Raw genomic sequence first — 26,925 nt, 5'->3', positions numbered from 1 at the left:
ACCTGCCAAAACCAATTTTTCCCAAGTTGTAAAATGTTTTGTTAAAGCAATTCCTTCAATAAAGTACAGCCTATTACCTTTATGGCCGTACATACTCAATCTGGTATTCTATTCCTTTTTCATGAAATATAACTGGCTTTCTTCTTTGGCGCGTTTTTCAGCCGCTTTAATTCTAATTACAGTCGTTCCTTATTCGGTTGGCGCTCAAACAATTGTGCGACCAGATGCAGCTATTGCGCAAATGGTGAAGGAGGTCTCTGCTCAGAATCTGGAAAATACCGTCCGGAAATTGGTTAGCTTCGAGACCCGGCATTCGTTAAGTTCTACCACCGATAAAAAACGAGGTATTGGCGCCGCCCGGAACTGGGTAGAAAGCGAATTCCAAAAAGCTGTTGCTGCTTCCGGAGGACGTTTAACCGTAACGCAAGATAAATACCTAGTTAAAGCCGATGGTCGTCGTATTCCGGCGGATGTGGAGATGGCGAATGTAATGGCCACTTTAAAAGGCACTGACCCCAGTGATAACCGCATATTTATTGTTTCGGGCCATATTGATAGCCGCAACACCGATGTGATGGATGTAAAAGGTCAGGCGCCGGGTGCTAACGACGATGGCTCGGGAGTAGCCGCTGTAATAGAATTAGCCCGTATAATGGCTGCGCGTACTTTTCCGGCTACTATTATTTTTGTGGCTGTGCAAGGCGAAGAACAAGGGTTATACGGGGCCAAACATTTAGCCGAACGCGCTAAAAAAGAGAGCTGGAACCTGGTAGCCCTATTAAACAACGACATGATTGGTAATTCTTTTTCCGATGAAACCAACCTGCGCGATAATACCCACGTCCGGATTTTTAGTGAAGGCGTACCCGCTCTGGAAACCGAAGAAATGGCCGCTTTGCGTAAAAGTATTGGCGGCGAAAACGACAGCCGCAGCCGCCAGTTGGCCCGTTACCTAAAAGAAATGAGCGAGCGTTATGTTCCGCAATTAGAAGTTGTGTTAAATTACCGTACCGACCGCTTTTTGCGAGGCGGCGACCATACCCCATTTAGCCAGGCTGGTTTTACTGCGGTGCGCATTTGCGAGATGAACGAAAATTACCAACACCAACATCAAAATGTCCGCACCGAAAACAACATTGCTTACGGCGATTTCCCCGAACATATCGACTACGATTACCTACGCAAAAATACGGCACTTAATTTAGCTACATTAGCTAGTCTGGCTTCCGCGCCAGCTTCGCCGGAAAATGCAGGAATTGTAACCAGCAATTTAACTAACCAAACCGAATTGCACTGGGAAGCGCCTGCTACCGGTAAAAAGCCAAGCGGTTACTTCATATTAATGCGGGAAACTTCCCTGCCTATGTGGCAGAAGAAAATTTACGTCAGCGAAACCAAAGTCCTGCTCCCCTACTCCAAGGATAATTACTTTTTCGCGGTACAAGCCGTAGACGCCGAAGGGCACGAAAGTTTACCCGTGGTGCCGAAGCCAATTCGGTAGAGAATTTTAAATTTTACGCCTGTTTTAAGCGGGTAGGTATTAAAAATAAGTTAATTTACACAAGGGAACAATGTCACATTTAAATTCGTAAAACTAGATTATGACTATAGAAAGAACTAATGATGAAATAATTATCCGTTTACCTTCTAATATAGATCTATTGGCTTACAACGAATTATAAATTATTTACAATATAAAGAAGCAACTGCCAGTAGTGAAGCAAATAATCTTGCCGATGAATCTAAAAAGAGATGGTGGGCCGAAAATAAATACCGGTTTCTTAAATGATTATTGTTGATACGAATATTGTATTTAGTGCCTTGCTAAATGCTAACAGACTTATAGAAGAATTACTCTTGAATTCACAAAATGAATTTCAATTCTACTGCCCTGAGTTAATGCAGGAGGAAATTCAACGATATTCAGGTAAACTAATTAAAGCTCCAAAGTTAACGGAAAGTCAATTTTCTCAATCTTATTACCGAATATTCAGGCATTATCGGCAGTGCCGGGTGGTTGCCGCAAACATCGTAATGTGCTCCGATAATAACGCGTTCAGCTTCATTAGGGCCTAAAGTACAGATAATATTTTTATACGTTTGCCCATCTACCGTAAATGATTGGTACGATACCCGTTCGCTTAGCTTTTGAAATTCCTCATGAATATAGGTAGCCGCTTGTTCTAACCCGGCTGGGTTAAATGCTTGCCGGGGTGGTGAGGTTGGTCAGGTACTTTACACCCGCGTACAATCTTTCTTTTTCTACGGGAATTTCAGATTACCATTGGATAACCTGCTTTTGCCCGGGTAGCAGGGATACAACTTTAGATTTTCCCCCATACTGTAAGGTTGCTTCACCCCCTTTTTCGGAGCGGATTTCAGCTTGTTGCAAATAGTTATTTTGCCAGTTCATGGTGATCTCAAAGCCCCCTCTCGCCTTTAAACCACTGACCCTGCCAATGGCCCAACTGGCTGGTAAAGCCGGTAATAAGTCAATGAGTACGCCGCCCGAAGCAGTTTGCACGTGGCTTTGCAGCAACATTTCGGCAATACCGGCTGTAGTACCAAAATTGGCGTCCATCTGAAACGGCGGATGCTGGCCAAATAAATTAGGCGACGTGCTTTTTGTTACAACTACATCCAGGCTGGCTTTAGCTTTTTCGGCTTCTTTCAGGCGGGCGTATTGGCTTATTAGCCAGGCAGCGCTCCAACCCGTATGGCCGCCCCCTTTCGCAATGCGGTAATCCAAAGATTTTTTAGCGGCAGCGGCTAATTCAGGCGTTTGGACCAGGTTAATCTGATTACCCGGATGCAGGGCGAATAAATGAGAAATATGGCGGTGCCCGGGTTCCGCTTCCTGGAATTCACTAGCCCATTCCATTAAGCGACCATCAGAGCCAATCTGCGGGCCAGCTAAAGATTGCTGGGCCTGGGTAATGCGTTTGGTCCAGTCATCCTGAATACCCAATACTTTTGAAGCCATTAGAAAATCATTGAATAATTGCCAGATTACCTGTTGTTCGTGGGCGGGGCCCATGCTAATCTGACTTTTGCTGCCATCGGGCGCAATAAATGTATTTTCCGGCGATCCGGCCGGCCCGGAAACCAATTTGCCGGTTTGCGAGTTCACTACCAGCCAATCCATGTAAAACTCGGTGGCGGCTTTTAATACCGGATAGTGTTCCTGTAAAAAAACTTTATCCTGCGTGAAACGGTAATGCTCGCCAATATGCTGACACAACCAGGCCGTAGCTCCGGTATGCATACCCCAACCAGCTTCTTCGCCGGGAGCCGTGTATCCCCAAACATTAGTAATCGGATGAATAACCCAACCGCGGGCGTGGTAATGAATTTGGGCAGTTTCGGCGCCAGGTTTAGTCAGGGACCGAAGCAAATCAAAATAAGGCAAGTGCATTTCCGGCAAATTGGTTACCTCGGCCGGCCAGTAGTTCATCTGAATATTAATATTGGTGTGGTAATCGCCGTTCCAGGGCGATTGTAGTTTATTCGTCCAGATGCCTTGTAAATTGGCCGGCAAAGTACCGGGCCGCGACGAGGCAATGAGTAAATAACGGCCGTATTGAAACAACAACTCGTATAAATGCCGGTCGGTGGGGTTCGTTTTAAAAACGGCTAACCTTTCATCGGTGGGGAGCTTGTCTTCCCCGGAATTAAGACTAAAGGAAACCCGTTTAAAATAAGGCTGGTACTCGGCCAAATGCTTGCCGAACAATTGGCTATACGATTTTTGCATTGCTTTTTGCAAATTTGTACGAGTGATACCTTCGTAATTCCGACCTTTGTAAGCAGGATATTCCAGCTTATAATCCGTAGAAGCAGTAAGAAATAACGTTACTTCGTTGGCTCCCTGAATCGTTAACCCGGCCTCACTGTACTTTACCGAGCCTTTATTCACTTTGGCTTTTAGTCGGGTCAGGTAGGCTAGTCCATCGCCGCCTTTGCCGTTGCTCAGTTTGCCAGCCATTAGTAACTGGTCATTCTCTGCGTAAGTTCGGAACCGTTCGGGGCGGGATAGTTGGGCGGTAAAAGAAAGTTGCCCTGGTTTATTGGCCGTAAGATGTACTACCATTACCTGGTCGGGCTGGCTCACAAACACCTCGCGCTTAAACTGCACGCCATTCTGCGTATAACTAACCCGCACCACGGCATCATTCAAGTCGAGCTCCCGCTGATAATTCTGGTAGGGCAAATTTTTAGGAAAATCGAGAAAAAGGTTGCCTAATAACTGAAAACTACCGAAAGGAACCGTTGACCCGTTGCCGTGGCCGGAACCTTCGCCTTTGGCAATCTGCGTTTGGCTGGTGAGAGCGGAGGCTTCTTTGTATTTTCCGGCAAACAGTAACTTCCGGATTTCGGCCTGAGCCGCAAAAGCATTCGGATTATTGTTATCGTCCGGACTACCCGACCACATGCTTTCTTCGTTCAACTGAATGCGTTCCCGCGTCACATCTCCATAAACCATCGCCCCCAGCGAACCATTACCCAACGGTAGCGCTTTAAGCCATTCGGGGTCGTCTTTCCAGCCGTTTTTCGGGTCTTCGGCGGCCTGCGCATTAGCTGGCTTGGTATACCATAATTTTAAACTGGGTTGCGGTTGCGCCCTAATCGCGGAAGTTAAAAAGAACCCGAAAAATAAAAACCAAAGTTTCATCATAATGGAGCAAATGAAAAATGAATTGTTAAAGAATTTACCAAGCAAGCCTTTCTAAACCTAGCCCTTCTTAGGGATAGATCAAGGAAATATCTTACTAGTATGAATACTAACCTTAGCTGGTAGCAAGCACTAGGTATAACTCTGGTAAAAATTTAAAATTAGCCATCTGTGGCATTTGTTGCAAAGTTATTTTTCTGAAAGCCTTCATGAATGTTACTCAAACTAGAACAAATCTTAACCTCAACTGGCTTTAAGGTTCAGCGCAGCATCTAGGCACGTTCTCTACCCATCTGAATACTTTTAAAGGTTGAATTAGAAGTGGTTTTAAGAAAGGAGCTACAGGTAGAGGATATTTTTTAATAAATCTTTGTAACCATTCGCCAAAACCTTAGTTTCCCCTTCTGAATCTGAAAACATAATCCTGTTTCGCTTGGACGCACTAGCCGATAATGCTTTAATGCTGAAAGTAAAATCCGGAGACGTAGATCGGCTGGGATTGCTGTTCGACCGGTATCACCGGGTGCTGTACAGCTTTTTTTACCGGTTTACCTCAAGCAAAATGGTGAGCGAAGATTTGGTGCAAAACGTTTTTATGCGCATGCTGAAGTACAAACATACGTTTACCGGCGAAGGTAAATTTACTACCTGGATGTACCACTTAGCCCGCAACGTATACGCCGATTATTACCGCAAAGACAGTCGTTTGGGTTTTTCGGATGATTTTACCACGGTAGAAAACAGCTTGCATAATTCTTATAACCTAGAAGAGCAAACCAAGAAAGACGAAGAAATACAATTATTGCAGAAGGCCCTGAACCAGCTTAGTCCCGATAAAAAAGAAGTTTTAATCCTAAGCCGGTACCAGGACCTAAAATACAAAGAAATTGCCGACATACTGGGCTGCTCCGAAGCGGCGGTGAAAGTAAAAGTATTTCGGGCAATGCAGGATTTAAAAAATATTTACACCCAATTGGAAAGGCAAGAAATATGATGGATGAGAAGTACATCGACCTGGTAACGGGTCACCTGGAAGGCACCTTAACCCTGCAGCAAGAAGCTGAACTACAGGAATATATCGAACAAGGCACCATTAAGGCTACCGAAATAACTGAATTCAAAAACTTATACTGCCAGATAGGCGATATTCCGGCGCCGGAACCCAGCGCTTTTATGAAAGCTGATTTTCAGAGTATGTTGGCCGATTACAAAAAAGAACATCCGCAACGGGCACCCAAAGGTGGTTTTTTTGGCAGTTGGCTGGCTTCGCTGAGCGTGCCGCAGGTATTCGGGCAAGTAGTTTTCGGGATGCTAGTATTAGCTATTGGCATTGGGATTGGCTTCCGGATAACGCCGGCTAAAACCTACGAAAAAGAACTGAGCCACCTAACCGGCGAGGTGCAGAACATGCGCGAAGTAATGATGCTGACTTTACTCAAGCAATCATCGGCGACAGAGCGCCTGAAAGCGGTAAACTTAACCGGCGATTTAGAAACAGCCGATACCAAAGTAATTCGGGCTTTGCTGCAAACTTTAAACAACGACCCGAACGTGAACGTGCGCTTGGCCACCATCGAGGCTTTGTACCAACATGCTAGTAACCCTACCGTGCGCGAAGGATTAATTGCCGCCATCAGTCAGCAAGATTCGCCGCTGGTACAAATTGCCCTGGCCGATGTCATGCTGAGTTTACAGGAGAAAAAATCGGTAGCCGAATTGCAAAAATTATTGCGCAAGAAAGATTTAAATCAGGCGGTAGAAGCAAAAGTAAAACAAACTATCAACGTACTTATCTAATCTCTTAAGTTTATGAAAAAGATTTTTTTCGGCCTGGCCGCACTGGTGTGCAGCGGGCTAACCGGAACAGCTTTTGCCCAAAAATTAACCGAAAATATTACGCGTAGCGTCAGTTTTAATACCCCTAATGGCCCGCACGTATTATTTGTGCAAAATATTCAGGGCGACGTAAAAGTAGAAGGTTATAACGGGGATAAAGTAGAATTAACCGCCGAAAAAACCATTACCGGCGATACCAAAGCCGACGCGGAAAAAGGCATGCGCGAAGTACAGCTTAAAACCGAAGCTTCCGGCGATACCGTTTACGTTTACTTAGAAGCGCCTTTTATTTACCGCCGCAAAGGCCGCATGCGCAGCATGAACATTGACCGCGACGAAGATGATTATAATTTTGCTTTTGACATTACCGTAAAAGTACCGCGCCAGACCAATCTGGAAGTATCGACGGTAAACGACGGCGAAGTAACGGTAGCAAATACCCAGGGAGTTGTAAAAGCGAATAATGTAAACGGCCCGATTAAAATTAGTAACATTGAAGGTACTACCAAAGCCAATACCGTAAACGGCAACGTAGATGTTACCTATACCAAAAACCCCACCGGCGATTCCGACTTCCGGACCATAAACGGTAAACTAAACGTGGTGTTCAAGCCCAATTTATCCGCCGATTTCACTTTTAAAACCATGCACGGCGAGTTCTTCAGCGATTTTGATGACCTCAAAACCTTACCCGCGCAAACTATTCAGAATACTAAAAATAAAGGCTCCGGTACCGTGTATAAAGTAGATAACCGCCAAGCCATGCGCTTAGGCAAAGGCGGCCCTACCTTCAGTTTCGAAACCCTCAACGGCGACGTGTACGTGCGGCAGGGGAAGTGAAAGGGTTGCAGGTTGGAAAGTTGAGAGGTTGAAAAGTTTTAAAATTGAGAAGTTGAGAAATTAAAGATTTAAAGAATTATGCGGGCGCGAGCGTCTTCGCTCGTGGCTACCATGCGAAAGGCCTCTGGCCGGGCGAACTGAAAAGCTTTTATTTTAGGAATTACAATAAAACTTAACCAGAAATTAAAACAATCTACCACCGGCCAGAGGCCGGACGATAATCATCACGAGCGAAGACGCTCGCGGTATAACTGGGACGTAATAGCCTTAATTTAAAAGACAGAAAATTAACATGTAAATCAACAGAAAGGCTTAATACAGAATGAACCTGTTCTGCTGCGTAAGTAAATAGGTTCCTCCTGAATGACAAAAAGTTTAAAATTCTAAAAATTTAAAACAACAAAAAACCCTAAGTAGCTATAGAACAAACAGCTTCAGCCCAGTGCAAAGGTTAACGCTAAACTGTTCGAGCGGTCGGCGAGTTTTTAACGTCTTGCGTTTTTTGGTTCTGGGGGTAGGGGCCCTTTTACTTTGTGTCCAGACAAAAAGAACCAAGGCAGATGAGATGAAACAGCTCAAAGAGGAAATAGAACTGCCGCCGCTTTGCGAACAATAAAAGTTGTAAGGCACGGAAGTAAATCCGCGCTAAAGTGTGCAGCTATGTCAATGAGAATCAAAAAAAATAAAATTTTAAAAATATTTAAATTACCACCATCATGAAACGATTACCTTATATTGTATTAATTACCTTGCTCATTATCGTAACTACCAATCCCGTAGTAGCTCAAAATGAGAACAAGAATTTAACGGTTGCTTTATCTAAACCAGGTCAGCCGGGCAGCTTAAAAGTAGACTTACTCAACGGTTCTATTAAAGTAACGGCTCATTCCGGTAAAGATGTCATTATCGGCTACTCCGGGCGAGGCAACGACGATGACGACGACCGGAAAAGAGACCGGCAAAACGATGCGACCGCCAATGGACTGCGCCGGATTCCGAATAACAACTTTGGCTTAGAGGCCAGCGAAGAAAATAATCAGGTAGTGGTTCGTACTAATTCCTTTAACCGCGACATTGACCTGGACATAAAAGTACCCCGCGATTTTTCGGTAAAGCTAAGCACGCTGAATAACGGTAAAATAATTGTGGAAGGCGTAAACGGCGAATTGGAAATAAGCAACCTCAACGATGATATTCGCCTTACCGATGTTTCTGGTTCGGTGGTAGCCAATACGTTAAACGGCGACCTGCAGGTAAGTCTGAGAAAAATTACCCCTAACGTACCCATGGCTTTTAGCAGCATGAACGGCAAAATAGACGTAGCTTTGCCCGCTAACGCCAAATTTGCCACCAAAATGAAAGCGGATAACGGCGAAATTTACAGCGATTTTGAAATGAACTTTAGCAAAGGCGATAAAGAAAAAGAAATGATGAAAGTTGGCGGCAACAAAAACATGAAATTAGATAAATGGCTTTATGGCTTGGTAAATGGTGGCGGTCCTGAGTTTATGTTCAAGAACTTTAACGGCAATATTTACATCCGGAAAATAAAGTAATATAGCTATCGGAAGTTATACTTCAGGATTTCATTAAGTATAGAAATAGGTATTTCCAATGCCCGGCAAAGTTGTCGGGCATTTATTTTTAAAAAATCTTGTATCTATTAAGTTCTAAAGCCTAAATACAATAAATTTTAAAATAAGTCTGATGAAGAAAGTAAATTGAATTACTGTTTAATATTCCCTCCTGTTTTGCCGTAGCCTTAACTCGATTTTACTTAATGCTTTAGAGAGATGGTCCGCAGTATGCCGGGAAGTTCTTTTATTACTATTTGCCTGCGTAGCTTAATTTTGGTGAGGTGCGGATATTCTTTGTTGGTTAGAGAAAATCAATAATTCCTGGTTTTGGATTTTATCGGTTCTTTTAAAAACAAACTGTAATCCTAGCTTTACCAGCAGATGCTGGGATGCTTTGTTATCGGGAGTAGTAATGCCATAAACGGTACCAAGGCCTAACTCGGTTTGCCCGTATTCCAAAATGGCTTTGGCGGCTTCAAACGTATATCCTTGGCCTTCAAACTCCGGCAGTATAGCAAAGCCGATATCCACCGAATCGAGGTAATCTCTTTTTACAAAACCGCAAATACCAATGGGCAGGTTGGTGGTTTTTACTACCATTTTGTATAACCCAAATCCTTTATCATTATAGGTTTTAATCAGCGAATTCTTGATGTAGTTTTCCGAGTCCTGTTCGGTTTTAATGCCTCTATCTCCTATGTATTTAATCCAGTTTGGGCTATTCAACAGCTTAAAGAAAAAACCTTTATCCTCTAAATGGGCTAGTTCAAACCTTAACCTTTCCGATTCTAGCATCCAATTATTGTTTGACAATGTTCTGCATCTTTATACTTTTTATTTTATTACTATTTTATTACTGAGGTTTGAGAACGGAATTTTCATTTAATCGCCAATTTCTTTTTACTTAAGAGCTGAAACTAGTGAAACAGGTAAAAAATAAAAGTCAGAGAAAGCTATTTGAATTTCTTTTTATTGATTTAAAAATGGCTACTTAAAAAATATTTTATCCCAACCTCTGAATTCGTAATACTTTGATTTTGGTTCGCCCGTCCACCCGTTTATTCCTTTTTTGGGCAGCAAAATACCATGAGCATAAATAACCGGAATAAAGGCAAGTCCGAAAAGTATAAAGGCATAAGTGCGTCCGGCAAAGATGGAGATGGCAACAATGATACAAACCGTTACCAAGTATTTTACTAATTTCCGCCAATTCGGACTTCTTTCTTCAAAGTGCCCCATAAAAATATTGCCCAATAGAAAGATAATACTCACTATTGCCATTTCAAACCATAAGGTATTCGTGCTCCATATAATTAGAATAACTTTTAGGTAGCTGCTAATAATTATTGCTCAATTAATACAAATGTTATCTGGTAAACCATAATTATTTATCTTTTGCCAAATTGCCTGGAAATAGCCCCCATTCTGAGACATTCTACGGTGAGCTTCAAATGCATCGGATTCTTTAATGAGTTTAAAATCACTCAACATAGAATTATAATCACTAAATTTAATCGGCGTTAGCACCCCTGCACTTTTAGAACTTTCTTTACCATTCCTGCTCTGCAGAAGATAAATGGAATGACAATTCTCTTTAATATAGCTTAGATAATTACTTACAATATCCAACTCCATTTCTCCAAAACTAGCGGCATTCCAAAATAAATTAAATTCAAATTGTTTAAGCAGTGGAAACTTCCAATTACCAAATAGGTACACCTTTCCTGATTTAATAAATTCATTCAAGTCCACTACATTCATGGTTTGAGTTGATTTAATAACCGTAGTATCCCCTAAAACATTAGAAAGGTATTGTTCACATAGATATAACGGAGCAGGTAAATCAAAACAAAGTACGGTTAAATCTGGATACATTTTTTTTAGTATCTCTACTTGAAACCCGGAACCGGAACCTAATTCAACGATAGTTTCATTACCTTTTAGATGTAAAACTTTTTGAACAAAACAAAATCTAACATAATAATTTAAAAATTGCATCGTATACTTTCTGCCGTCAATTTCGAATAAATCAGCGGGATTACCGTATGTACTTGCTTCGATTTCGGCAATAGATTTAGCGCCTGCCAATTGCCCCTGAAGGAGACAATTATTATAGGCCATTTCTCTGATATCTGCCAGTTTTAAGGAATAGGGCAATATGGCTCGATCCGCAACAAAAAGCTTCCTTATAATTTTCTTAATGAGCTTTTCATGCAAAAGCATATTAGGATGATATCTATACACTAAATCAGAAAATCCAAAAGTGCTAAAAATGGGATACTTTCCACTTCTTATTTGTCCGATATCAGCTCTCTTGATTTCACTTATAATTTTAGCTTCGTATGCTTTCCAGTATCTTCCGGCTTGAAAGATTTCCGGAGCTTTGTAATATTCTGCAAGCAATTGATCAAGATTGTCCATGTCTTCGTTTATAAGCTATAACGTACGGGACTATGCTGCATGTACTGAAAATACAAAATTTGTATGTTGCCTTAGATAGCCTGCAGCACTTATAGAAAAGTAGTAAATTGGCCCCCGAATTACAACGAGCCAGCTGTGGGGAATAATTTTGGTAGAATAAAGCAACTAGCCTACCTAAAAAGCAGGTTCTATTAGCCTCAGGCAGATTGTAATAAAGGATATACTGTTATTAGTGAATTGCCTTTTGTAATAAAGCCTCATAAAAAGGCTGTTTACTATTTTAGGATGAGTAAATGAAAATATAAGGACATCTGGGCGCAGATTTTTTAAAAATACACAAGCCGACAAAATCAGGAAGTATGTTTGGCTGCTTTGGAACCTAGTTCGCTTTTTTCGTTCGCATTATGCTTTAGAATAATCTCAATCCGTTTGTCCGGAATCAGCCACATAAAAGCTACTAAAACATATATGCCAGCGGCAATCCAAGTACTAAAAAAAGTAGAGCAAATAGCGATAAAATAAAGAACAGGCGAGATTTTACCTTTTATGTCTTTTCCAATGGCTTTGGCCAATATAGATTCCGGACCATGGTTCTGAATAATCTGGTTTTGTAAGAGCCAGTACGCTATAGCGGCCATAAAGAGAACTACTCCGTAAAATGCCATTGGAACAGGCGCCAAATGGTTTTCGCCTACCCAGCCGGTTACAAAGGGTACCAACGACAACCAGAAAAGCAGGTGCAGGTTCGCCCATAAGATACCGCCGGTTACGTGTTTAACGGTATACAGCATGTGGTGATGGTTGTTCCAGTAAATAGCCACATAAATAAAGCTTAAAATATAGCTGATAATTACCGGCAGGAGAGGTTGTAAAGCCTGCATATCCTGACCATGCGGCACCTTTATTTCTAAAACCATAATGGTAATAATTATGGCTAAAACTCCGTCGCTGAAAGCTTCTAATCGTCCTTTTTGCATTGTTTTAACTTAGTATTCGGCAAAGGTGGTTTAGAATTTCTCTAACTACAATAGAGGCTAACTTTTACGAGAAGATAAAGCTTTACTTGCCTGATTTTTTTATTAAAGATGAATCTCTTAAATATTTTGTTCTTACCAAGTTTAATTGAAATTACATTTTTATAATAATTCTTCTTTTGCCAACCTCTTTCTTCTCCAGGAATTAAGAAAGTAGCTTCTATAATTTTATTGTTGCGGGCTAACTATCTGTAAAGTTTTACTGTCTTTGGTTCCGTTAAAAAACTTATCTAAAACTTGTTGGAATACGGGGTCTGTATCAGGTACCAAAGAAAATAAGGTCATAGACGATTTTAACTTTAAATCGTCCGGGCTACCAAATATTTTATTCGCATTATTCTCTTTCAATTGAAGCAATTCCTGACAGATAAGTACCAGCCGGCTGCCTAAAATCGGATGCTTCAAAAACGCTTCTGCTTCGTTAATATCTTGGATAGCATAAAATTTTGAAATTTCACTAAAACCCAGCCCTTGGATCTGCGGAAAGATGTACCACATCCAATGGCTTCTTTTCCTTCCATTCTTCACTTCGGCTAAAGCCATGGAGTAGTCGGCTTCCTGAGCATCCATAAATCTTTTTAAGTTGTTCTCTTTTGTCATATTATCTCGGAGTAGTTTTTAATAATGAGTTCTATAAGATGGGGAAACGAGCTTGGCGAAGTGGCGGTATAAGAAGCATTACCCTGTTACCTAGCACCAAAGTTTGATCAATGCGCCATCTAACCACTTCACCTGCCCTTTCGCTAAGCCCTTGTTGGGCGCTGCCGCATGTAACTAATCTAATTTTTGATTTCAAAACCCGCCCAAGAGCTTCCTGAATTCAATCTTGTTAATAAAAATTACTCAGCGTATTTTACTCAGAATATAATGCACAATTAAGGCAAGGATAGTCCAGTAAAAAGCAAAACCGATAAGAAAAAAGGGAGGTGGGGTATCCGGATCTTGATGCAAAAATTTAATAAAAGGCAATAGAGGCCCCATCAAAATAATTTTAATAGGCGATAGAATGGTGGATACAGTAGATTTCCAGGGTACTTGTGACTCCGAACCCAGGAAAGATTCGGGTGGCTGATTTAAAAGCAAGGTGGTGCCAAAAAGAAAGGCAAACGCAAATAAGAGGAAGAAGAAAATAAATTTTAGTCTTGAAGGATTCATGCTCTTTAAATTATACTACATTTTACCATTCATTAATAATAGAAATTTTAAAATTATCTGCGATCAATAGCTTTTCCGCTGTAAGGCTATCTTGTCGGAAGCGGTTGCGTATAATTGCGGGTGGTACACGTCATTATTACGCACATCCAACCACAATAGGGGCATATACTAATTTTACCGGCTAACTTCCGGCGAACGGTGTGCCGAAAATACCGACGGCAAGTTCTACCCAAATGAGAAAGAGTACTGCCAGAATAGCGGCACAGATGGCAATTCGGTGCTCAAATTTATTTACTTTCCTTGATACAAGCTCACCTAGGAGACCAGTGCTGAGCAGTAAAAAACCAGCGACAATAAAATCGAATAACGACCAATTCACTTCATTTGTGAACTGCATCGCAATCAATGGCAGGAGCAATAAAAACGCTACTGTAAGCACAATACCGGTAAGTCTTTTATTTTGCGTAATCATAATTTTTCAGTTTTTTAAATATTTTGTTATTAAACTTTCTTAGTCTTGCTATGTATGTTCTTCTGTATTACTAAAGGCTTTGGTCCAATTTTTATTTAAAACCGAAAACCAGCGGGAAGAGGAAAACCACTACTACTGACCAGATAAGGTAAACCGGTAAGTAAAGGACAATGGCTCTCCCGACTTCGGTGATAACTGCTTTTTTCGTAACTGTTTTAAATAACATAACTGTTACAATTAGCAGATGAACCAAAATGAGAACATTACCGCCAAGCACCGCTACTCTGTTTGGCGTAATTCCCCATTCCGATATCCGGAAAGAAATAGCGGACAGCGCGATACCATTTACCACTATCGTAATTAACGACAACAGAAGCAGTATCCAGAGGCCCGAAGTTGTTTTTTCTTCGGCAGAACTTTCGGCAACGGAGAAGAATATTAACGCCATTACCCCAAGCAAAAGCAGGTTGAATAGCAACAGAAATTCCCGGTCGTTATAAGGGTCTTTACCTGAAAAAATAATAGCTCCCAAATAAATAATTAACATTACTAAAACTAAGGGGCTGAATATCTTAGCAATTACCGGCGATACTTTGTTTACCAGTTGCGGATTACTTTGGGTAAGGAACGTAGCACCGATAGGTACGGCGGGTAAGCCGAAAGCCACCACGTACTCAAAGTAAAATTCCTCAATTTTAAACCCTATCAGCTTGAATAATCCGATGGTGATGGCCGTCATTAATACTCCGGCAAAGCCTAACAGTGCCATCATTACGGCCAGGTCGCCGTTAAAACGCAAGAACTCTAATCGTTTTTTATAGTCGCGAAATGCATCGCCCGCAAACGACACTCCTAGTATTGCCCAAAGCAGCAAAGGCAAATGGATGCAGGCCAATACTAAGGTATCGCTTTTGTTATTATCCGGCAGAGAATTGATATATACCAGGCAAATTACTACCGTACCAGAAAGGTAGGCTATTTTGTTAACCGGTAATTTATTTTTCCAGGCGAAGTAAGCGGCTAAAAACGGGAACACCAGAAAGGCAATATTGCGGGGATAAAAAAACTCTTCGCTGATGGAAAAAATGGCGGGTAATTTAGCCAGTGTACCCGCTATTAAAGCTGCCCCTACAACGAACAGTAACTCGTTTCGGGAGCCCCAGGAAATTTCTTCCGATTCGTAGTTCAGCCTTTCGTACCAGAAATCAGCCAGTACATTGCCGCTTAACTGGGGGTAAACACCCTTAAATTCTTGCTTAAAGTTTGCCTTATTGGCCCGGTACAGCTTTTCCAATTGCCTGGGGTCGTTTAGGTGGGAGAGGATTTCATTTTTCATAAGTTTATGTTTTAAGCCTTTTTTTAGCCAGAATTTTCACTTCTAATTTTTCGAGTTTTAATTCCACATCGTGCCGTCCAAGCCTAAAACAATACCCAGCCACAGCCCGATAAAGTATACAACCAGGCTCAAAAGGATAGCCCCTATTTTGTTAAAACCGCGGGAACTCTGGTAATTTAGGAAAGCGTAAAAGGCGCCACCTATGGCCCCGGCTAAAGGAGTAATTAGTAAAGGTCTAACTATCCAAAACTTCCCCCATTCCGGATGAGGCTCATCTACTCCAAATACAAAAAAGGAGATCACGAGTAAGGCTATTCCGGCACCCACTATTATCGGTTTAACGAATGATGCAGAATGAAGGGGCTGATTTTGAGATTTAGGTTGCTGTGTCATGATAAAGTAGTTTTAGGTTTAATAATAGTTATAAGATTTATTTTAAAGTACTTTGAATTACAAAGTCTAAGTACAAAAAAAATCAGTTGTTTTGCCTGTTATTTAAAATTAATTGCTCTAGAGCATCTAAATGGCTTTTAAATGCTTCGCGACCAGCCTCAGTGGCGTGGTAAGTAGTATTAGGCTTGCGGCCTACAAACTGTTTTTCTACGCGCAGGTATTCCGCTTCTTCCAGCGCCCGTAGGTGGCTGGCCAGGTTGCCATCGGTTAATTGCAGGGTTTCTTTCAGAGTATTAAAATCAACTTTATCTTCCACCATCAGCACCGACATAATGCCCAACCGTGCCTTGCTTTCAAAGGCTTTGTTTATATTTTCCAGATACTTTTTCACCGGTCTGCTAGCGTTCGTATTTAAAGTACACCAGCGCGCCATACACAATGTGCAGCATCCCAAATCCTACCGTCCAGAGAATTAAGCCATAGCCTACAAAAACACTGGCTAACAAACCCAATACAATCTCGAAAATACCCAGGTAGCGGATGTCGCTTAACGTATACTTGCTGCCGTTCAGCAAGGCTAGGCCATAAAAAATCAGCATGGCCGGTGCGACCAGGTTTAAAATGTTATGGTACAAAAGTATGGCACAAAAAGCGCCTCCCGTGGCTAAAGGTATGGCCAGGTTCACAAGTAATCGCTTCGATTGGCTGTCCCAGATCCGGTGGTTCTTTTTGCGGGTATTACGAACGGTAAAGTAAGTAGCCGTACAGAAAGCAAGTATCAGAACGGCTACCGCAATCGTTAAAAGAAATAATATATTTTCGCGGGTTAAATGGCTGCCCAAGTCCCGGTAGTAATTAATGCCTTGTTGACTAAAGTACCATTTAACCACTGCCGCACCACCCAATGCCGACAAACCGGCAAACACGCCCGACAATCCACTAAGCGAGATAAAGCGGGAAGAACGATCCATGATGTTCCGGATCTCGTGCAGGGCTTCTAATTGATCTTGCTGTGGGTTCATTGTAAAGTACTTTGTGTTTCAAAGTTAAACCAAGTTTACGTAATAGCAAGGTCCGTGGCTAAAATATTTTTAAAAAATATACATTGAAAACTTCTGAGCAACAAGCATGATGCCCATTATAGTTAATTTAAGCGGCAGTAACTATAATAAGTACGGATGATGGAAGCAAAAACAACAAATAGTGAAAATCCAAAAGTATAAAGTATTACATCTCCAGCAAGCCGGTTTTATATACTTTCCCTGTTTATAGGATTTCCACATACCCGTCTGTTCCATGTACGCGGATTTGCTGCCCGTCTTTTATCAGTTTGGTAGCTTTTTCTACGCTAACAACTGCCGGTAAGCCGTACTCACGGGCGATAACGGCGCCGTGGGTCATTAGTCCGCCCACTTCGGTAACCAAGCCTTTTATAGATACAAACAAAGGAGTCCAGCTTGGGTCCGTAAACGCAGTAACTAATATATCTCCCGCTTCGAGATTAGCCTCTTCCATATTCAAGATAACCCGCGCGCGCCCTTCTATCACTCCCGAAGAAACCGCCAGACCGACAATCGCTGCGGGCGGGAGATTTTCTCGTTTGTAGGCACCCGTAATAATTTCACCATCAGACGTGATAATCCGGGGTGGGCTTAGCTTTTCGTAGATTTTGTACGCGTCTTTCCGTTTACTGATGATCTGGTCATCTAATTCCTTGGTGCGTACAGCTTCTTGAAATTCTTCAAAAGTGAGATAGTAGCTATCTTCTTTATCCTGAATAATGCCCGCTTGTACGAGTTGTTCGGCTTCTTTCAATAAAGCTTGCTTATAAACAAAGTAACGATTCACTATCTCGTATTTAGGATATTCCCGATAGCCGATGAAATTTCGAACCAAGCCGATCATTCGCTTTGTTTCTTCAACTTTTTGCTCACCATCCGGCAGTTGCTTCAATCGACTTACTATCTCTTGTTCTTTTTCCAAAGCCTGCTGTAGTCCTTGCTCAACCTTTCGCCGGCGGGCACCAGGCTCGAAGTTTTTGATGTTGCCAAGGATCAAGGGAATCAGTGTACTGGGTTTTTCGCTCCAACGGGTTTTTGTTATATCAATTTCTCCGGCGCAGCGCATGCCGTATTTATCCAGGTACGCATAGATGGCCTGGCGGGCTTCCTTTCCACCTTCGAGCTTAATTAGCTCATCTAAAAAGCTATCTTCCTTTACCTGTTGCAAATAATGGGTTACTTCCGGATGGGGGCGAATTACATCGGCAACATCCAACAATTCCAGCCCCATCTCCGAGGTAATATTGTTGAGCACGGATTGAGAAAGCGTATCCGCTACGTTTTTTTCCCCTAACCAATCCGCCATCTTTTCATTGAGCCAAGCCGAAGCATTCATAGCCGTCATAATCACGGCCAGGCTTTGTGAATTAGATTTATCCTTTTTTAATTTCTGGTTGTATTCAAGGATAAACTCAAAAAGATCCAATCCTGATTTTGTTTGAATGGCCTGTTTCAACTCGGTTATCGCTGCTTGACTGTTATTAATTAAATCAGAAACAATCTGCGGATCATAGTCGTGTAATGTTTGAAAAACTGTCGGCGGTGGGCCTTGACTACTTGTACCGGGACTTAAATCTTTTTTGTTAGCTGGTAGTGCCTTTATAAAATCTTCTCGCGCCAGGATGGTGCTCAACGCGTCTTGGATGAGCGGATCGGATTTGCCCAAGACATTGACCAGAATATTTCTTCCCGCCGGTGTAGCCAGATCCGGGGCGACATCCACAAACAACCTTCCGCCAGCGGTAAACATGGGTCGGCCAGCCGTTAACTGCCAGATAGATATCCCCAAAGGCTTCATGGCATCGGTCATCATTTGTTGGTGACCAACCGATATATACACGTGATTGGCGGAATCCTTCGCTTCAGGGATGGGGAATAACGTCGTGATTGGCCGGCTCTGCACCATATAAAACGTAGCGTCAATTAAACACCATTCAATGTCTTGAGGGCAGCCCAAATGGGCTTCAATCTTTCTGCCTATACACTCCAACTGTAAAATCTGCTCATCCGTCAGCGCTTGCTTGTTCTGTTGTTCCAATTCAATCCCCTGTTGGTTCGTACCGCCATCCTTTACCGCATATATAGCCAGTTTCTTCGTGGATACTTTCTTTTCGATAATCTTGCCGTTCCGCACTTTGTAGTTATCCGCATTCACCAAGCCGGAAACCAAAGCCTCCCCCAACCCGAAGCTGGCATCAATGGATACCACTTTCCGGTTAGAAGTGACGGGATCGGCGGTAAACAAAATTCCGGCTACCTCCGGGAAGACCATTTTCTGCACCACCACGGCCAGGTGGACTTTACGGTGGTCGAAGCCGTTTTGAAGCCGGTACGTTACCGCCCGCTCAGTAAACAGCGAGGCCCAACACTGGCTGATATGCTCTAGGATGGCCTCCTTTCCAATAATATTCAGATAGGTATCCTGCTGGCCGGCGAAAGAAGCCGTTGGTAAATCCTCGGCCGTTGCACTGGATCGTACGGCGTAGGCATTTTTTTCTCCAAACCTGGAGAGAAAGCCGGAAATCTCTTCATTTATGTCCTCAGGAATAGGTATCGCTTCTATTATCCTACGAATCTCAGCACTTAATTCAACAATTTTATCCCGGTCTTCTACCTTTAGCAGCGATAACTTATCAAGTAATTCGTTAATCGAGGAGGTTTCTCCGATTATTCTTTTAAAAGCTTCCGTAGAAATACAAAAGCCATCTGGTACGTGTATTCCTTCTATCCTGGCAAGTTCCCCCAGGTTCGCGCCTTTCCCCCCAACCAAAGCAAGCATTGTTTTAGTCATATCCTGAAAACCCAATACGAAAGCACTCCTATTCTTCATTTTCCCGATTTTTGTTGTTGAGTTGGTCGGTAGTCGCATTCATTATTGCAATTGCTTTTAAAAAGTAGGTTTCCAGAATTTTGATGTCTTCGTTTGAAAAGGAAGCAAGCAATTTTTCGGAGTTGACCCGGAAGTCTTTATAAAGCGGGGTTAAAAGAGCCATTATGTTTTCCGTGTTTGGTTCAATGAAAACCTTCCGCCTGTCTTCTGGAGCAAATTGTCTTGTCACCAGGTTTTTCTTTTCCCATCGGTCGATTAAACCGGTAACGGCACCGGTAGTTAAACCCGTTAAAGTGGAGAGCTCGCCTGCGGTCATTTGCCCTTTTTCAATCAAAAATCCCAAGTATTTATGGTCCGTTCCGGAAAGTCCGGCCTTTCGGCCAATGGCTTCGTGCATCTGAATAGAGGTGTAGGCATATTGTTGGCTCAGTTTCCTGATTTGGGTGAGTAGGTTATTATTCATAAAATATCTTATCAACTAAATATCTTAGTTACAAAGATAATTAAAATTTACGATATAACCAACCAACTAACCTTGCTTTGTCGATTGTTCTGTACGCTTAACGGTAGTGGTTTGTATAAAAAACGAACGAGGCATAGCTACCCTACAGGTATGGTTAGGGCACGTTTTTTATTTAGGCTTCTATGGATAGTACTTTAGCAAGTCCTATTTTGATTTCTTCAAGCTGTTCATCTGTTATTTTCCCCAGCTTCTTGGTAAAACGAAGTTCGGAAAGGGAGCGCACCTGAAAGCAGTCTGCAGCAGATGACTTTGAGAGATTGTTATTCTTGTCAGGTACTATTTTATCATCCAAGGAGCTATATCGTATCGGTCTTTCCAGTCGGTCAAGGGTACAATAACTTTCAGGGGCAATTTTCCCAGGGCATTGTCATTTACAATGATTACGGGCCTAGTCTTTTTTATCTCAGAACCAACAGTCGGGTCGAGATTAATTAGCCAAACCTCACCTTGTTTCATAGAAATCCTCGAAATCTAACTCGTTGAATGCCGTCACTTCTTTATCTGCAGCATAGTCAGCATATAAAGCTGCGGACGCTCTTTCCAGTTGGTTTATGTTTTCTGATTCTCGGATAGACTTTAATGTTTGCTCCACAATTCTAAGTCTTTTGTCTACTGAAAGTTTTTTTATTTCTTTTATTAGCTCTGTCGTTCCCATATTTTCAATATACAAACTTTACAAACAAAAGTTAGAACTAATCTTAGATGTGCCCTAACTATATATACGTAACTATTACGTATATCCCACCACAATATGGCATATAAACATAATAGACAGGTATGGTAAGTGGATATTATTCAGATACTAAACGAATATAAACCCGGCCACAAACAGTTTACCGCTTCGTTCCTGTAACAGATTAATAAGTATTATTCTACTATTCGGCGGAGGTAGTTTATCTGGCCTAGATGATAGGAAAGATGGGCGGCTAAATGGATCAGAAAAAAACCAGTAGTCATGGGATAACCTAAGGTTTCTTCCGGGTAAATTTCTTCGAGCTGCGATTTCTCTAATTTCTGCAAAGCCGCCCTAACAACCTGTTTCGTTTCGTCGATTTGTTGCAGTAAATGTACTTTTGGTACATTTTTCAAATTAAACTCAGCTTCGCGGTTGCGGACGTAGTCAAAGTCGCCCAGGTTTTTACCGATGTACGTTTTCAGGTTTCCTACCAGGTGTAAGCCTAAATTACCGGCCGTATTTTTCACCTGACCCGCTAGTTTCCAGAGGTTTTCTTCCTCCCGAAATGATTCTATTTCAGTTTTTAGGCGATTAATATCCCGTTCGTAAATAGCTAGTAATTCCGAAATCATAAGCGTTATGGTTTATAGTTGGCTAAATTGGGTTTAGGCGCCCCATTTCATGAAAGCTACCGGCAGATAAATTCAGGAAATAGTTAAACTTGATACCATTTAAGTACCCGGGCAAAATTAGGTTAAAATATCTCTTTTACAAGTGTATAGAATCCCAGAAGATTGTCGCCCAAACTACTAAATAACCAACAACTACTTTATTTCTATTCTACTGCTCAAACATCTTTATTTTATTACATCATTTTCAAAGCATTATGGTTTTACCCGCTGCTTTCGTAAAGTTTTTAGGACTGCTGCAGGCTAAAATCCTGTCCTGGTTCGGGAACTTATTATTTTTACTTTTCGCTCTTTCCTATTTTAAAGTATTAAATTTTAATGTGTATATTCCAGACAGGATCAGAATTACCCACTTAAATTAACACATAGAAGAGAAGATGCAACACGAATTACCTAATGGCCGCCGCGATTTCATTAAAAAAACCGGTCTTCTTACGGCCGGCCTGGGCCTGGTTGGCAGTAGTGCCTTCGCTGGCTTAGAAGAAAAGACCAAGAAAAACAAGAACAAGCTTCCGAAGTGGAAAGGATTTAACCTGCTCGATTTCTTTTCGCCGGACCCCACTCGTACCCGCCAGGCAACCCCCGAAGAATACTTTAAATGGATGTCGGATTGGGGCTTTGATTTTGTGCGGTTACCAATGGCGTACCCCTATTATTTAGATATTGATCGCAGCCGCACTATTACGCCCGACGAAGTGTACAAAATAGACGAAAGGCAGGTAGATAAAATTGATAACCTGGTGCAAATGGCGCACAAATACAAAATGCACGTAAGTTTAAATTTACACCGGGCGCCCGGTTACTGCGTGAATGCCGGGTTTAACGAGCCTTATAATTTATGGACCGACCAGGCGGCTTTAGATGCATTTTGTTTTCACTGGAAAATGTGGGCCAAACGGTACAAAAATGTGTCGGATAAGAAAATAAGCTTCGATTTACTCAATGAGCCCAGCATGCGCGAAGACATGAACGACCAGCATTCTAAACGTAGCACCGTACCCGGCGAAGTTTACCGCAAAGTAGCCAAAGCAGCTTCGGAAGCCATTCGCGAAGAAAATAAGAAACACCTGGTTATTGCCGATGGCAATAATACCGGCACTACCGTTATTCCCGAAATTACCGACTTAAATATTGCGCAAAGCTGCCGGGGCTATAATCCAGGCATTATTTCGCATTATAAAGCTCCCTGGGCAAATAAAGATCCCGAAAATTTACCGGAACCGAAATGGCCCGGACAAGTAGGTGATAAATATTTAAGCCGGGCTTTGTTAGAAGAGTTTTACCGGCCCTGGATTGAATTAGTCAATAGCGGCGTAGGCGTACATTGCGGCGAATGTGGCTCCTGGAACAAAACCCCGCACGACGTATTTCTGGCTTGGTTTGGCGATGTATTAAGTATTTTGTCGGAGAACGGAATTGGCTTTGCCGTTTGGGAATTCAGCGGCGACTTTGGCGTTTTAAACTCCGGTCGGGCCGATGTAGCCTACGAGGATTGGCACGGTCAAAAACTCGATCGCAAAATGCTGAATTTACTAAGCAAAGTTTAGCCGCCGGGTTGTGTATTTACTTGGTTACCCAAGTCCTTAGTTCGTCTTTTTGCGGAATAACTCCTGATAATGGGTGGATGGCTGAAAAATACCAGCGCTCTGGTCGTAAAAATCTTTACCCAATTCAAATACACCCTTATTCACTTTATTCCAGGAAGCATTTGCTGCTGGGTTATAACGCATCATGGTTGGCCAGTTACGATAATTCATGTCGCCGTTGGTTTCCATTAAGCCCATGCCAATGCCCGGGAAAGGAGTTACCCGGGCGGCTAGGTTTTTATGCCAATCTACTAAAATAGGATTAACGGTTAAATCCGCGCAAAGACAAGGTACTCCCCGTTCCTTGGCCAGTTTGGCTACCTTCATCGAAAAACTTAAAGTTTTAGCAATTCCTTTTAACACCAAGGCTCCGTAACCTTGTTCTAATCGCCGAATGGCACTTGCTTCATCGTGGACACTTTCATCGCCCGCAATCGGAATACCCAGGTCTTTTACGTTTTCATCGTTCTTTTCATTCAGCGGCTCTTCGGCGAATAAAATTTGTTCAAAAGCTCCTATTTTTTGGGCATGGTCGAGGTAACGTTGAAATAGTTCTTTTTTCTGGTAGCGGGCGTTGGGGTCGATGGTATAAATTAATTTACCACTCGGCGTATGGTCCGTCCGAAAATTCTGAAGGGTTTTATGAATTAAGGTTAAGCGGTCCATATCTTTTTGTAACATTTCGGCTTGAGTGCCCGGCTCACCGCTTTTTATTTTAAAAACAAAATAACCATCGTGGGCCGCCTTTTTTAAATCTTCCATGGGCATACCATAAGGCACCTGGTACATGATAGCTATTTTGTTGCTGCGCGAAGTTAAAGCACTCCGGTAAGGCTCCGGCACCATCGCATCAAAGGTCTTGAAATTGTTTTCGGCGGCGTATAAAACCCAGGCAGCATTATCCAGACTTACTAAAGCAATGTAGGTAAATATAGGATTGAGGTCGGCTTTACCGGTTATGGTTTGCCCAAGGCGCATGGCTTCCGGCAATATTTTTTCTACTAGTTCTACCGGGGTGGTGAAAGGAGTTTGTTTCACTAATTGCAGCGCTTTTTCGGTTAAGGTGTATTTTAAAGCATTGCCCCCAGCTTCGGAATGGGCCGCGAATAAATCCGCGTCGGCGTACAAAACACTCTGGGTAGCTAGTCCAATCCCGCTATTACCCGAACTGGTCTCCAGCTTAGAAACGGTTTGCCATAACTCCGTGAGATAGCCGCCTTTAAACCCAAACGGACGCACCAGCTTTTCCCGCTCAAAATTAGAATCGGTATGCGTAACCTTAATGGTTTTAAGAGGCGTTTTATTTTGCCTGGCTTCTGATGGGAAACTAATATTATGAGTCGCCACCAAGGCGCTGGTAATCTTCACAAAATCCCTTCTATTCATTTTATAGGTTTAAGAATGCTATGCTGAAAAAGAAAACCTTATACTAGATTAAAGTATAAAAGACATAATAAAGGCTGTTTATCTTTGGAGCCGGTGCCCGTCTCCAGGCATTGGCGCTGATGCGATTGAGAAGTAACCTGTTTGCCTCCTGGCCGGCGGGCCTCGTTTGGCTCTTCCGGGCTGGTCTAAGCTTCCTTTGTTCGTCCCTCACAATGCCTCGTGCCTCGGCACCGGAACCTTAGAAGGCCCTCCATAGCCAAACTGACGTCAATTGCTCGTAGTTGCTTCCTATCCGTATTACCCTATTAGCAACAATTAAATAGGTCCAGCTTATTATTTTATCTGCAACTCCTTAGCGAGTAGTTCTTTCACAAATTCATCGTCCACCAGTTCGGGGTAAGCCGCACATACCCGGTCAATTTCTTCCATCTGCCCCGGTGATAATTCTTCGTTCGGATTTAAACACCATCTGCCCGCTAATAAACCTTGCCGCCGCAGTACTTCGTGAATACCCGGAATACACCCATGAAAATTATGAGCCGGGTCGAAAATAGCGGCGTTCATGTCGGTTACCGCAATATTTTTAGTTAATAATTCCGCTAAATTTTTTCCATTGTTTTGGTGCACGGCCTTTATTTCGTCTAATAATTCCACCGCTTTTTTCGTCCAGACGGCCCAATGGCCCAGCAAACCACCCACGAACTTTTTCTCTACTGTTTCCCCGGCCACTTCAAACCGGTAAGTAGTTAGTAAATCGGCAATAATATTATCGTCGTTGCCGGTATACAGAGCAATTTCATTTTGGCGGTCAGAGGAACAAACCGCGCGTACCACATCCAGGGTTTGGTAACGGTTAAAAGCCGCTACTTTAATGGCATGCACATTCGGAATTTGCGCAAATTCATACCAGAAATCGTACGAGAAGATCCTCCCTCCTACGCTGGGTTGCAGGTAAAATCCGAATATGGGAATAACCTCCGCCACAGCTTTTACCCGCTGGGTAATTTGTTTTTCCGTCCAGCCCTGTAACCCACCTATGCTTAATAAACCTAAATCATAACCGTAGTTAACCGCTAATTGGGCTTCCGCTAAGGCTTGTTCCGTTTTACCTACAATTCCGACTACTTTTATAAAAGGTCGGCTTAATTTAGCGGACTCAATTTCTTCGGCGGCCAGTCTTAGTACCGTCTCGTACAAGTTTATTTTAGGGTCCCGGATTTCGAATTGAGTAGAATGCACGCCTACCGCCACCCCACCTGCTCCACTGGCCAGATAATAACGGGTTAATCCCCGCTGACGCGCTTCATCTAATTGCCGGTTTTCCTGTAAAGCCAGCGGATGCGCGGGTATAACGGTTCCCTGGTGCAATAAAACTTGTACTTCAGATTTTAAACTAGTTGCTTTCATCTGTTAAAACTTACCCGTTCTTTCCTGAAAATGAGTGGGTTTATTATAAATTTTACCGCCTCCCTGCAACCAGGTAACGGTTAAGTCTATCATCTGGCGCAAGGTTACCCGCGGATACCCGAAAAGGCGGTGCGCTTCGGAAGCGTTGCTTAATAAGGCGGTAGGCTGCACCTCGTTCATAAAAATGGGTTCCTTGCCCAAAAGCCAACCAAATTGCTCGGCCAGCCATTGAATAGATACCGTTTCCGGACCCGTTACATTTAATATTTTAGCGGGAACACTACAATGTTTAAGGGCCCGCAGAGCTATTTCATTCGCGTCGCCCTGCCAGATAACATTTACGTTACCGGTAGTTAAGTCAATGGGTCGTTGTTCCTTTACCGCTTTAGCTACTTCCAGTAATATGCCGTACCGGAAATCAATGGCATAGTTCAGCCGGTAGATGAGCAGCGGTATCTGGTATTTATCGGAGAAATATTGAAAAATACGCTCCCGGCCTAAGCAAGATTGGCCATATTCTCCAACCGGGCCGGTGGGCTGATCTTCGGATAAGCCACCAGAACTTACGGGCGAAAAGGGATAAACATTGCCCGTAGAAAAGGCGACAATTCTAGAATTTTTATAACGTTCGGCTACCCGGCCGGGCAAATAAGCATTCATGGCCCAGGTAAACGCTTCTTTGCCGGTGGTGCCAAACTTGTGGCCGGCTAAGTACAGAATATTAAGAGCTTCGGGTAACTCCGCTAATTGTTTTTCATTTAATAAATCAGCTGCATAAGTTTCTATTCCATCTGCCTCCAGTTCGGTGCGGGTTTGGGGGTCGGAAAAGCGGGAAACCCCGATAATGCGTTTTTTTACTCCTGCCAAGTCAACGGCTTGTTTGGCTAACCGGGCCATACTGGGGCCCATTTTACCACCTACCCCAAGTAAGATAATATCACCTTCCAGGTCGTACATATCGGCAATTAAAGCCGGCGAAGGTTTTAAGTATTCCTGTTCTAATAATTGTAAATCGTTCATACCAAGCAGTT

28 protein-coding genes are annotated in these 26,925 nt (G+C 42.6%); 7 read left to right on the top strand and 21 right to left on the bottom strand.

Going from position 1 to position 26,925, the window contains the following annotated elements; translation table 11 throughout:
• Nucleotides 1–121: 121 nt before the first annotated feature.
• Nucleotides 122–1,501: a M20/M25/M40 family metallo-hydrolase gene (locus AHMF7605_RS19585; protein WP_199200269.1), complete on the top strand. Its 1,380-nt coding sequence runs from the start codon at nt 122–124 to the stop codon at nt 1,499–1,501.
• A gap of 284 nt (nt 1,502–1,785) precedes the next feature.
• Nucleotides 1,786–2,076 carry a PIN domain-containing protein gene (locus AHMF7605_RS31135; RefSeq protein ID WP_106931726.1) on the top strand — a complete coding sequence of 97 codons (291 nt, stop codon included), beginning with the start codon at nt 1,786–1,788 and terminating at the stop codon, nt 2,074–2,076.
• A 202-nt stretch (nt 2,077–2,278) separates the two neighbouring features.
• Here AHMF7605_RS31135 and AHMF7605_RS19570 read toward each other — a convergent pair whose 3' ends face one another.
• Nucleotides 2,279–4,675 carry a glycoside hydrolase family 95 protein gene (locus AHMF7605_RS19570; protein ID WP_233219193.1) on the bottom strand — a complete coding sequence of 799 codons (2,397 nt, stop codon included), beginning with the start codon at nt 4,673–4,675 and terminating at the stop codon, nt 2,279–2,281.
• Between the two features lie 430 nt (nt 4,676–5,105).
• Here AHMF7605_RS19570 and AHMF7605_RS19565 point away from each other — a divergent pair, with 430 nt between their 5' ends.
• From AHMF7605_RS19565 to AHMF7605_RS19550, 4 genes are all read left to right on the top strand, one after another.
• Nucleotides 5,106–5,666 carry an RNA polymerase sigma factor gene (locus tag AHMF7605_RS19565; protein WP_233219192.1) on the top strand — a complete coding sequence of 187 codons (561 nt, stop codon included), beginning with the start codon at nt 5,106–5,108 and terminating at the stop codon, nt 5,664–5,666.
• The gene (locus AHMF7605_RS19560; RefSeq protein ID WP_106931724.1) at nt 5,663–6,469 is read left to right on the top strand and encodes a HEAT repeat domain-containing protein; all 807 of its coding nucleotides are present in this window, start codon (nt 5,663–5,665) and stop codon (nt 6,467–6,469) included. The genes AHMF7605_RS19565 and AHMF7605_RS19560 overlap by 4 nt, the downstream gene beginning before the upstream one ends.
• 12 nt (nt 6,470–6,481) lie before the next feature.
• Nucleotides 6,482–7,348, top strand: a complete 867-nt coding sequence (locus AHMF7605_RS19555) for a DUF4097 family beta strand repeat-containing protein (RefSeq protein ID WP_106931723.1) — start codon at nt 6,482–6,484, stop codon at nt 7,346–7,348.
• Between the two features lie 716 nt (nt 7,349–8,064).
• On the top strand, nt 8,065–8,904 hold the full coding sequence (locus AHMF7605_RS19550) for a DUF4097 family beta strand repeat-containing protein (protein ID WP_106931722.1): 840 nt from the start codon (nt 8,065–8,067) through the stop codon (nt 8,902–8,904).
• A 288-nt stretch (nt 8,905–9,192) separates the two neighbouring features.
• On the opposite strand, the gene AHMF7605_RS19545 is transcribed toward AHMF7605_RS19550, so the two are convergent.
• The 17 genes from AHMF7605_RS19545 to AHMF7605_RS19470 all read right to left on the bottom strand — a co-directional run bounded on the left by AHMF7605_RS19545 (nt 9,193) and on the right by AHMF7605_RS19470 (nt 21,458).
• Complete coding sequence (locus AHMF7605_RS19545) at nt 9,193–9,720, bottom strand: GNAT family N-acetyltransferase (RefSeq protein WP_106931721.1); 528 nt, start codon at nt 9,718–9,720, stop codon at nt 9,193–9,195.
• A gap of 192 nt (nt 9,721–9,912) precedes the next feature.
• A complete protein-coding gene (locus AHMF7605_RS19540) occupies nt 9,913–10,206 on the bottom strand; it encodes a hypothetical protein (RefSeq protein WP_233219191.1) in 294 nt (97 codons plus the stop codon).
• A 69-nt stretch (nt 10,207–10,275) separates the two neighbouring features.
• Nucleotides 10,276–11,346 (bottom strand): putative sugar O-methyltransferase, encoded by a 1,071-nt coding sequence (locus AHMF7605_RS19535; RefSeq protein WP_106931719.1) that lies wholly within the window; start codon nt 11,344–11,346, stop codon nt 10,276–10,278.
• Between the two features lie 350 nt (nt 11,347–11,696).
• Entirely contained in the window at nt 11,697–12,323 is a 627-nt protein-coding gene (locus tag AHMF7605_RS19530; protein WP_106931718.1) for a TMEM175 family protein, read from the bottom strand.
• Nucleotides 12,324–12,548: 225 nt separating this feature from the next.
• Entirely contained in the window at nt 12,549–12,980 is a 432-nt protein-coding gene (locus tag AHMF7605_RS19525) for a DUF1810 domain-containing protein (protein WP_106931717.1), read from the bottom strand.
• Nucleotides 12,981–13,223: 243 nt separating this feature from the next.
• Nucleotides 13,224–13,535 (bottom strand): hypothetical protein, encoded by a 312-nt coding sequence (locus AHMF7605_RS19520; protein ID WP_106931716.1) that lies wholly within the window; start codon nt 13,533–13,535, stop codon nt 13,224–13,226.
• Nucleotides 13,536–13,716: 181 nt separating this feature from the next.
• The gene (locus AHMF7605_RS19515) at nt 13,717–14,007 is read right to left on the bottom strand and encodes a hypothetical protein (protein WP_106931715.1); all 291 of its coding nucleotides are present in this window, start codon (nt 14,005–14,007) and stop codon (nt 13,717–13,719) included.
• Nucleotides 14,008–14,098: 91 nt separating this feature from the next.
• Nucleotides 14,099–15,343, bottom strand: a complete 1,245-nt coding sequence (locus tag AHMF7605_RS19510) for a DUF4153 domain-containing protein (RefSeq protein ID WP_106931714.1) — start codon at nt 15,341–15,343, stop codon at nt 14,099–14,101.
• Nucleotides 15,344–15,400: 57 nt separating this feature from the next.
• Nucleotides 15,401–15,736 (bottom strand): potassium transporter KefB, encoded by a 336-nt coding sequence (locus AHMF7605_RS19505; RefSeq protein ID WP_106931713.1) that lies wholly within the window; start codon nt 15,734–15,736, stop codon nt 15,401–15,403.
• 82 nt (nt 15,737–15,818) lie between these two features.
• A complete protein-coding gene (locus AHMF7605_RS19500) occupies nt 15,819–16,067 on the bottom strand; it encodes a winged helix-turn-helix domain-containing protein (protein WP_394336237.1) in 249 nt (82 codons plus the stop codon).
• A gap of 67 nt (nt 16,068–16,134) precedes the next feature.
• A complete protein-coding gene (locus AHMF7605_RS19495) occupies nt 16,135–16,758 on the bottom strand; it encodes a hypothetical protein (protein WP_106931711.1) in 624 nt (207 codons plus the stop codon).
• A 244-nt stretch (nt 16,759–17,002) separates the two neighbouring features.
• Nucleotides 17,003–19,627, bottom strand: coding sequence for a phosphoenolpyruvate synthase (gene ppsA, locus AHMF7605_RS19490; RefSeq protein WP_106931710.1), 2,625 nt, complete (start codon nt 19,625–19,627; stop codon nt 17,003–17,005).
• Nucleotides 19,617–20,090 (bottom strand): MarR family winged helix-turn-helix transcriptional regulator, encoded by a 474-nt coding sequence (locus tag AHMF7605_RS19485; RefSeq protein WP_106931709.1) that lies wholly within the window; start codon nt 20,088–20,090, stop codon nt 19,617–19,619. Before AHMF7605_RS19485 ends, ppsA begins: the two co-directional genes overlap by 11 nt.
• 172 nt (nt 20,091–20,262) lie before the next feature.
• Nucleotides 20,263–20,442: a type II toxin-antitoxin system PemK/MazF family toxin gene (locus AHMF7605_RS30205; protein WP_199200268.1), complete on the bottom strand. Its 180-nt coding sequence runs from the start codon at nt 20,440–20,442 to the stop codon at nt 20,263–20,265.
• Entirely contained in the window at nt 20,427–20,606 is a 180-nt protein-coding gene (locus AHMF7605_RS30200) for a type II toxin-antitoxin system PemK/MazF family toxin (protein ID WP_199200267.1), read from the bottom strand. Before AHMF7605_RS30200 ends, AHMF7605_RS30205 begins: the two co-directional genes overlap by 16 nt.
• On the bottom strand, nt 20,593–20,805 hold the full coding sequence (locus AHMF7605_RS19475; RefSeq protein WP_106931708.1) for a hypothetical protein: 213 nt from the start codon (nt 20,803–20,805) through the stop codon (nt 20,593–20,595). The genes AHMF7605_RS30200 and AHMF7605_RS19475 overlap by 14 nt, the downstream gene beginning before the upstream one ends.
• Before the next feature lie 212 nt (nt 20,806–21,017).
• Entirely contained in the window at nt 21,018–21,458 is a 441-nt protein-coding gene (locus AHMF7605_RS19470) for a DinB family protein (protein WP_106931707.1), read from the bottom strand.
• A gap of 434 nt (nt 21,459–21,892) precedes the next feature.
• Between AHMF7605_RS19470 and AHMF7605_RS19465 the strand changes: the two genes are divergently transcribed.
• The gene (locus AHMF7605_RS19465; protein ID WP_106931706.1) at nt 21,893–23,062 is read left to right on the top strand and encodes a glycoside hydrolase family 5 protein; all 1,170 of its coding nucleotides are present in this window, start codon (nt 21,893–21,895) and stop codon (nt 23,060–23,062) included.
• Between the two features lie 36 nt (nt 23,063–23,098).
• Here AHMF7605_RS19465 and AHMF7605_RS19460 read toward each other — a convergent pair whose 3' ends face one another.
• The 3 genes from AHMF7605_RS19460 to AHMF7605_RS19450 all read right to left on the bottom strand — a co-directional run bounded on the left by AHMF7605_RS19460 (nt 23,099) and on the right by AHMF7605_RS19450 (nt 26,914).
• Complete coding sequence (locus AHMF7605_RS19460; protein WP_106931705.1) at nt 23,099–24,487, bottom strand: mandelate racemase/muconate lactonizing enzyme family protein; 1,389 nt, start codon at nt 24,485–24,487, stop codon at nt 23,099–23,101.
• A gap of 333 nt (nt 24,488–24,820) precedes the next feature.
• Nucleotides 24,821–25,894 (bottom strand): dihydrodipicolinate synthase family protein, encoded by a 1,074-nt coding sequence (locus AHMF7605_RS19455; protein WP_106931704.1) that lies wholly within the window; start codon nt 25,892–25,894, stop codon nt 24,821–24,823.
• 3 nt (nt 25,895–25,897) lie between these two features.
• A complete protein-coding gene (locus AHMF7605_RS19450) occupies nt 25,898–26,914 on the bottom strand; it encodes an NAD-dependent epimerase/dehydratase family protein (RefSeq protein ID WP_106931703.1) in 1,017 nt (338 codons plus the stop codon).
• Nucleotides 26,915–26,925 lie beyond the last annotated feature (11 nt).

The sequence above is a fragment of the Adhaeribacter arboris genome (assembly GCF_003023845.1).
Classification (GTDB): domain Bacteria; phylum Bacteroidota; class Bacteroidia; order Cytophagales; family Hymenobacteraceae; genus Adhaeribacter; species Adhaeribacter arboris.
The sequence above is the reverse complement of the archived record's forward strand: the minus strand, read 5'-3'. Positions and strand labels throughout refer to the sequence as shown.

Coding starts and splice junctions, on each gene's coding strand:
- AHMF7605_RS19555 (WP_106931723.1), top strand. CDS start 6,482: ATGAAAAAGATTTTTTTCGGCCTGGCCGCACTGGTGTGCAGCGGGCTA.
- AHMF7605_RS19520 (WP_106931716.1), bottom strand. CDS start 13,535: ATGAATCCTTCAAGACTAAAATTTATTTTCTTCTTCCTCTTATTTGCG.
- AHMF7605_RS19505 (WP_106931713.1), bottom strand. CDS start 15,736: ATGACACAGCAACCTAAATCTCAAAATCAGCCCCTTCATTCTGCATCA.
- AHMF7605_RS19510 (WP_106931714.1), bottom strand. CDS start 15,343: ATGAAAAATGAAATCCTCTCCCACCTAAACGACCCCAGGCAATTGGAA.
- AHMF7605_RS19450 (WP_106931703.1), bottom strand. CDS start 26,914: ATGAACGATTTACAATTATTAGAACAGGAATACTTAAAACCTTCGCCG.
- AHMF7605_RS19550 (WP_106931722.1), top strand. CDS start 8,065: ATGAAACGATTACCTTATATTGTATTAATTACCTTGCTCATTATCGTA.
- ppsA (WP_106931710.1), bottom strand. CDS start 19,627: ATGAAGAATAGGAGTGCTTTCGTATTGGGTTTTCAGGATATGACTAAA.
- AHMF7605_RS19500 (WP_394336237.1), bottom strand. CDS start 16,067: ATGTCGGTGCTGATGGTGGAAGATAAAGTTGATTTTAATACTCTGAAA.
- AHMF7605_RS30200 (WP_199200267.1), bottom strand. CDS start 20,606: ATGAAACAAGGTGAGGTTTGGCTAATTAATCTCGACCCGACTGTTGGT.
- AHMF7605_RS19475 (WP_106931708.1), bottom strand. CDS start 20,805: ATGGGAACGACAGAGCTAATAAAAGAAATAAAAAAACTTTCAGTAGAC.
- AHMF7605_RS19495 (WP_106931711.1), bottom strand. CDS start 16,758: ATGAACCCACAGCAAGATCAATTAGAAGCCCTGCACGAGATCCGGAAC.
- AHMF7605_RS19460 (WP_106931705.1), bottom strand. CDS start 24,487: ATGAATAGAAGGGATTTTGTGAAGATTACCAGCGCCTTGGTGGCGACT.
- AHMF7605_RS19465 (WP_106931706.1), top strand. CDS start 21,893: ATGCAACACGAATTACCTAATGGCCGCCGCGATTTCATTAAAAAAACC.
- AHMF7605_RS19530 (WP_106931718.1), bottom strand. CDS start 12,323: ATGCAAAAAGGACGATTAGAAGCTTTCAGCGACGGAGTTTTAGCCATA.
- AHMF7605_RS19515 (WP_106931715.1), bottom strand. CDS start 14,007: ATGATTACGCAAAATAAAAGACTTACCGGTATTGTGCTTACAGTAGCG.
- AHMF7605_RS19560 (WP_106931724.1), top strand. CDS start 5,663: ATGATGGATGAGAAGTACATCGACCTGGTAACGGGTCACCTGGAAGGC.
- AHMF7605_RS19455 (WP_106931704.1), bottom strand. CDS start 25,894: ATGAAAGCAACTAGTTTAAAATCTGAAGTACAAGTTTTATTGCACCAG.
- AHMF7605_RS19545 (WP_106931721.1), bottom strand. CDS start 9,720: ATGCTAGAATCGGAAAGGTTAAGGTTTGAACTAGCCCATTTAGAGGAT.
- AHMF7605_RS19585 (WP_199200269.1), top strand. CDS start 122: ATGAAATATAACTGGCTTTCTTCTTTGGCGCGTTTTTCAGCCGCTTTA.
- AHMF7605_RS19570 (WP_233219193.1), bottom strand. CDS start 4,675: ATGATGAAACTTTGGTTTTTATTTTTCGGGTTCTTTTTAACTTCCGCG.
- AHMF7605_RS19470 (WP_106931707.1), bottom strand. CDS start 21,458: ATGATTTCGGAATTACTAGCTATTTACGAACGGGATATTAATCGCCTA.
- AHMF7605_RS19540 (WP_233219191.1), bottom strand. CDS start 10,206: ATGGCAATAGTGAGTATTATCTTTCTATTGGGCAATATTTTTATGGGG.
- AHMF7605_RS19485 (WP_106931709.1), bottom strand. CDS start 20,090: ATGAATAATAACCTACTCACCCAAATCAGGAAACTGAGCCAACAATAT.
- AHMF7605_RS19525 (WP_106931717.1), bottom strand. CDS start 12,980: ATGACAAAAGAGAACAACTTAAAAAGATTTATGGATGCTCAGGAAGCC.
- AHMF7605_RS19535 (WP_106931719.1), bottom strand. CDS start 11,346: ATGGACAATCTTGATCAATTGCTTGCAGAATATTACAAAGCTCCGGAA.
- AHMF7605_RS31135 (WP_106931726.1), top strand. CDS start 1,786: ATGATTATTGTTGATACGAATATTGTATTTAGTGCCTTGCTAAATGCT.